The sequence below is a fragment of the Streptomyces pimonensis genome (genome assembly GCF_041380215.1).
Lineage (GTDB): Bacteria > Actinomycetota > Actinomycetes > Streptomycetales > Streptomycetaceae > Streptomyces > Streptomyces pimonensis.
The window spans coordinates 1-6854 of the sequence record NZ_JAHWZY010000080.1 but is presented as its reverse complement, the minus strand read 5'-3'; the positions used below and the strand labels follow the sequence as shown (position 1 = coordinate 6854).

1 pseudogene is annotated in these 6854 nt (G+C 75.6%); it reads right to left on the bottom strand.

What is annotated here, in order from left to right:
* A pseudogene (locus KYY02_RS33205) lies at nucleotides 1-6845 on the bottom strand (type I polyketide synthase); the annotation flags it as partial.
* Nucleotides 6846-6854 lie beyond the last annotated feature (9 nt).

Sequence of the window (6854 nt, the reverse complement as noted above, 5' to 3'; positions counted from 1 at the left end):
CCGGGACGGACGCGCGTCAGGCGCGACACGAACGTCTCGCCGGCGCGCACGGCCAGCTCGGGTTCCGCGCCGGCGACGGCCGGCTTCCAGTCGTCCTCGTCGACGTCCACGAGGACGAAGCGGTCGGGGTTCTCCGCCCGCGCGGAACGCACCAGACCCCACACCGCGGCCGCCGTCGGATCCGGCACGTCCCGCTCGGCACCGACCGCCACCGCACCCCGGGTCACCAGCACCAGCCGCGACGCGGCGCAGCGCTCGTCGGCCAGCCAGCCCCGGAGCAGTTCCAGAACGTCGCGCACCCGTCGGCGCGCTTCCTCCGCATCCACGTCACCGGGCGGCGCGCAGCGCACCACGACGTGCTCGGGCAGCGGTTCGCCCGCGTCCAGCGTCGACCGTAGCGCGGCCCAGTCCGCGTACTCCGTCACCAGGTCCACGACCCCCGTCGGCGCGGGAGCGGGCACCCAGTCGAGCCGGAACAGCGTGTCGAGCCCGCGCGCCGCTCCCAGCGCGTCCGGTGTCACCGCGCGCAGCACCAGGGAGTCCACGGTCACGACCGGGGCGCCGGAGCCGTCAGCGACGGCCAGGGCCACCGCGTCCGGTCCCGCCGGGGTGAGCCGTACCCGCAGGGCCGTCGCGCCGGAGGCGTGCAGCCGCACGCCCGACCACGCGAACGGCAGCCGCCCGTGCTCGACCGGGGGCAGCACCCCGAACGCCACCGCGTGCAGCACCGCGTCCAGCAGCGCCGGGTGGAGGCCGAAGCCGTCGACGCCGGCCTCCTCGGGCAGCGCGACCTCGGCGTACACCTCGTCCCCGTGCCGCCATGCTGCCCGCAGGCCCTGGAACACCGGCCCGTAGGCGAAGCCGCCGTCGGCCATCCCGTCGTAGAAGCCGTCCAGTGGTACGGCCTCCGCGCCCACGGGCGGCCAGGTGCCGAGGCCGGTGGGAGCGCCGCCGCCACCGGCCAGGACACCGCTGGCGTGCCGGACCCACGGCAGGTCGCCGGCCTCGTCCCGCGCGTGGACCGTGAGGGGGCGCCGGCCGGACTCGTCCGGCGTGCCGACCCGTACCTGGACCTGTACGCCGCCGTGTCCGGACAGCACCAGCGGCGCCTCCAGCGTCAGTTCCTCCACCGAGGCACAGCCGACCTGGTCACCGGCGCGTACGGCCAGTTCGACGAAGGCCGTGCCGGGCAGCAGCGCCGATCCCATGATCTCGTGCTCGGCGAGCCACGGGTGTGTCGCCAGCGACAGCCTGCCCGTGAACAGGACGGTGTCCTCGTCCGCGACCGCAACCGCCGCGCCCAGCAGCGGGTGGTCGGTGGAGCCGAGGCCGAGGCCGGTCGCGTCGGAGTCCGCGCGGAGGCTCGTGTCCGGCCAGAACCGCTGGTACTGGAACGCGTACGTGGGCAGGTCGACGTGCGCGCCGGGGCCGGGGAAGCAGGCGGCCCAGTCCACGGGCACCCCTCGTACGTGCAGTTCGGCGAGCGCGGTCATGACGGCGTCGTCCTCGGCCCGGTCACCGCGCAGCAGCGGGACGAAGGCCGCGTCCGGCGAGGTCTGCGGTCCCAGGGCCGACAGCACCCCGCCGGGCCCGACCTCGACGAGGACGTCCGCGCCCGTCTCGGCCGCGGCGTCCGCGAAGCGTACGGGCTCCCGCACATGGCGTACCCAGTACTCAGGTGCGGCGAGTTCCCCGGCGGTCGCCGGCCGGCCGGTCAGCGTGGACACGATCGGGAGGGCGGGCTCCGCGTACGACACGCCCTCCAGCACCCGGCGGAAGTCGTCCAGCATCGGGTCCATCAGCGGCGAGTGGAACGCATGGCTCACCCGCAGGCGGGTCACCTTCCGTCCGGCCGCGCGCCAGCGCTCCGCGACCGCGTCGACGTCGGCGGCGACGCCGGAGACGACCACCGAGGCGGGCCCGTTGACCGCCGCGATGCCCACGGTGTCCGGCAGGTCGGGCGCGACCTCGGCCTCGGCGGCCGTGACCGCCACCATCGCGCCGCCTTCGGGCAGCGCCTGCATCAGCGCGGCACGGGCCGTCACCACGGTGACGGCGTCGGCCAGTGACCAGACGCCCGCCACGTGCGCGGCTGCCAGCTCGCCGATCGAGTGGCCCGCAAGGACGTCGGGCCGGACACCCCACGACTGCAGCAGACGGAACAGGGCGACCTCGATCGCGAACAGCGCGGGCTGCGCCGTCCCCGTCCGGTCGATCGCGTCGGCGTCGTCACCGAACAGCACCTCACGCACCCGCGGGTCGAACGCGCCCAGTACCTCCTCCAGCGCCTTGGCGAACACCGGGAAACGGGTGGCCAGTTCCCGTCCCATGCCGAGCCGCTGCGAGCCCTGGCCGGAGAACAGGAAGCCGACCCGGCGCTGCTGGGCGACGCCCTGGACGACGCCGCTTCCCGGCCGGCCCTCGACGGCGTCGGTGAGCCCGGCCAGCAGGTCGGCCCGGTCGCGTCCGACGACGGCGAGCCGGTGCTCGAACCCGGCCCGCGAGGTCGCGAGCGCGCGGGCGACGGCCGCCGGGTCGAGGTCGGGCCGTGCGGCGAGGAAGTCGCGCAGCCGTACCGTCTGCTCCCGCAGGGCAGCCTCGGTGCGGCCGGACACCAGCCACGGACCGGCCGGCGCGTCGGGGGCCTGCGGGACGTCGGCGTCCGACGCGGACTCGATGATGACGTGCGCGTTGGTGCCGCTGAACCCGAAGGACGACACGCCGGCCCGCCGGGGCCGGTCCGCGGCCGGCCACGCGCGCGCCTCGGTCAGCAGCTCCACCGCGCCGGCGGACCAGTCGATGTGCGGCGAGGGCTCGCCGACGTGCAGCGTCTTCGGCAGCAGGCCGTGCCGCAGCGCCATGACCATCTTGATGACGCCGCCCACACCGGCGGCGGCCTGGGTGTGCCCGATGTTGGACTTCAGCGAGCCCAGCCACAGCGGCTCCCCCGCGCGGTCCTGGCCGTAGGTGGCCAGCAGCGCCTGCGCCTCGATCGGGTCGCCCAGCGTGGTGCCGGTGCCGTGCGCCTCCACCGCGTCCACCTCGGAGGGCGCGAGTCCGGAACTGGCGAGTGCCTGCCGGATGACCCGCTGCTGCGAGGGGCCGTTCGGCGCGGTCAGGCCGTTCGACGCACCGTCCTGGTTGACCGCCGTGCCGCGCACCACCGCCAGCACGGGGTGGCCGTGGCGCTCGGCGTCCGACAGCCGCTCCAGCACGAGGACGCCGACGCCCTCTCCCCAGCCGGTGCCGTCGGCGTCGACGGAGAACGACTTGCACCGGCCGTCGGGGGCGAGGCCCTGCTGGCGGCTGAAGTCGATGAACGCGGCGGGGGTCGCCATGACGGTGGCGCCGCCCGCGAGCGCGAGCGAGCACTCGCCCGACCGCAGCGCCTGCGCCGCCAGGTGCAGGGCGACCAGCGACGACGAGCACGCCGTGTCCACGGTCATCGCGGGGCCCTCCAGCCCGAACGTGTAGGACACCCGGCCGGAGGCGACGCTGCCCGCGTTGCCGGTGCCGAGGTAGCCCTCGACGTTCTTCGGGACGCCGTGCAGACGAGAGGCGTAGTCGTGGTACATCACGCCCGTGAACACGCCGGTCGCGCTGCCCCGCAGCGACCTGGGGTCGATGCCCGCCCGTTCGAACGCCTCCCAGGAGGTCTCCAGCAGCAGCCGGTGCTGCGGGTCCATGGCGAGCGCCTCGCGGGGCGAGATCCCGAAGAACGCCGGGTCGAACAGGTGGGCGTCGTGCAGGAAGCCGCCCTCGCGGGTGTAGGAGCTGCCGGCCCGTTCGCCCGAGGGGTCGTAGAGGGCCTCCACGTCCCAGCCGCGCCCGTCCGGGAACGGAGTGATGCCCTCGGCGCCGTCGACGACCAGCCGCCACAGGTCCTCCGGCGAGCGGACGCCGCCGGGGTAGCGGCAGCTCATGGCGACGATGGCGATCGGCTCGTCGGTCACGGCGGCCACCACGCGCGGGGCGGCGACGACCGGGGCGCCCGCGAGTTCGGTACCGAGGAACGCGGCCACCGCCTCGGGGGACGGGTGGTCGAAGACCAGTGTCGCCGGCAGGCGCAGCCCGGTGGCGGTGTTCAACCGGTTGCGCAGGTCGATGGCGGTCAGCGAGTCGAAGCCCAGCTCGGTGAACGCCTGGCCGGACGCAACCGCCTCCGGCCCGTCGTGACCGAGCACGGCGGCCGCCTGGGTGCGGACCAGGTCCAGCAGCACCCGGCCGCGCTCCTCCTCGGCCATCCGCGTCAGCCGACTCCGCAGCGCGGCAGCCGGGTCGGTCCCGCTGCCCGCCGCCCTGCGGCCCGTGGCCCGTACCAGGCCGCCGAACACCGGCGGTAGCACGTCCGCTTCACGCAGGGCCCGCAGGTCGAGCCGCATCGGTACGACGACCGGGTCGGTGCCGGAGGTCGCCGCGTCGAACAGCGCGAGGCCCTCCGTCGCGGACAGCCCGGCCGTGGCGGCTCCCGCCACCCGCGCGCCCATGCCGTCGGCCCACAGGCCCCACGCCAGGGAGGTCGCGGGCAGCCCGGCCGCCCGGCGGTGCCGGGCCAGCGCGTCCAGGAACGCGTTGGCCGCCGCGTAATTGCCCTGGCCGGGACCGCCGAGGGTGCCCGCCACGGAGGAGAACAGCACGAACGCCGACAGGTCCAGGTCGCGGGTCAATTCGTGCAGGTGCCAGGCCGCGTCCGCCTTCGGCCGGAACACCGTGTCGACCTGCTCAACGGTCAGCGAGCCGATCGTGCCGTCGGCCAGCACACCGGCGGTGTGCACGACGGCGGTCACGGGGTGTTCGGCGAGCAGCGCCGCCACCGCGTCCCGGTCGGCCACGTCACAGGCCACCACGGCGACCTCGGCCCCGAGAGCGGTCAGCTCGTCCCGCAGCGCCTCGGCGCCCTCCGCCGCCAGGCCCCGCCTGCTGGCCAGCACCAGCCGCCGCACCCCGTGCCGTTCGGCCAGGTGCCGGGCCGTCAGGCCGCCCAGTGCGCCGGACGCGCCGGTGACCAGCACCGAGCTGTCCGGTCCGAACGCCGGGGCGGTGCCGCCGGCCTCCGGCCGTACCCGGGCCAGCCGGGCCACGAAGGCCCGTCCGTCCCGTACGGCGAGCTGGGGCTCACCGGTCGCGAGCGCCGACGTCCACCCGCCCTCGGCGTCGACGTCCAGCAGCACCAGGCGATCGGGGTGCTCCGACTGCGCCGAGCGCAGCAGACCCCACACCGCGGCCGAGGCGGGCGCGGGCACGTCGTCCCCGTCGCCGACCGCCACCGCGCCACGGGTGAGGAGCACCAGCTTCGACTCGGCGGTGCGCTCGTCGGCCAGCCAGCCCCGTACGAGTTCCAGCGCGGCCAGCACGTCCGGGCGCACCGCGGCCGCCTCACCGGGGCTCGCGGACCGCACCACGACATGCTCCGGCAGCGTCTCCCCCGCGTCGAGGGCCGACCGTACCGAGGCCCAGTCCGCGAACTCCGCCACGGCCACCGGACCGGCGTTGCCGGCCGTCGCCGGGGCGGGCACCCAGTCCAGGCGGAACAGCGACTCCCAGCCCTGCCGCGGAAGCGTCGCCGACACCGGGCGGAGCACCAGCGAATCGACCGTGGCCACCGGGGCGCCCGCCCCGTCCGCCACCGCCAGCGCCACCGCGTCCGCCCCGGCGGGTGACAGCCGCACCCGCAGCACCGTCGCGCCGACGGCGTGCAGCCGCACCCCCGACCACGCGAACGGCAACCCGCCGGCAGTGTCGCCGTCGCCCATCAGCCCGACGGCGTGCAGCGCCGCGTCCAGCAGCGCGGGGTGCAGACCGAAGCCGTTCGCGTCCACGCCCTCGGGCAGCGCGACCTCGGCGAACACCTCGTCGCCCTTGCGCCAGGCCGCCCGCAGCCCCTGGAACACAGGACCGTAGCCGAAACCACTGTCGGCCATACGGTCGTACAGCCCCTCCAGGTCCACGGTCTCCGCCCCGACCGGCGGCCACACGCCGGTGTCGGCCGTCGGCACGTCGGTGCCGACGGCGAGCACACCGCTCGCGTGCCGTACCCACAGGTCGTCCTCGTCTCCGCGCGCGTGCACCGTCAGCGGGCGTCGGCCGGACTCGTCCGGCACATCGACCCGCACCTGCACCCGCACACCGCCGCGCTCGGGCACCATCAGCGGCACCTCCAGCGTCAGCTCCTCGATCCGGTCGCAACCGAGCTGGTCGCCCGCCCGGACCGCCAGTTCGACGAAGGCCGTGCCGGGCAGCAGGACCACGCCCTGGATGGCGTGATCGACCAGCCACGGGTGGGACTCCAGGGACAGCCGGCCGGTGAGGACTTGCCCGTCCGAGTCGGCCGGGTCGAGGACCGCGCCGAGCAGCGGGTGATCCGCCGAACCGAGCCCCGCCGCGTCCAGGTCGCCCGCCGACACACCGGTGTCCAGCCAGTAGCGTTGGTGCTGGAAGGCGTACGTGGGCAGGTCGACCCGTCGGGCGCCGCTGCCGGCGAAGAACGCCTCCCAGTCCACCCGGACACCGCGTACGTGCAGGTGCCCGGCGGCCATGGCGGTGGCGGCCGTCTCCGGGCGGTCTGCGCGCAGCACCGGCACGAAGACCGCCTCGGGGGCCGTCTCCTGGCCCAGCGCGGCCAGCGTGCCGCCCGGACCGACCTCGACGAACGTCGCGATGTCCTCGCTCATCAGCGTGTGTATGGCATCGGCGAAGCGGACCGACTCGCGCACGTGCCGTACCCAGTACTCCGGCGAGGTCAACTCCTCGGCGGTGGCCCGGACGCCGGTCAGCGTCGACACGATCGGGATGGCCGGCGCCTCGAGCGACACCTCTTCCAGCACCCGCCGGAAGTCGTCCAGCATCGGCTCCAT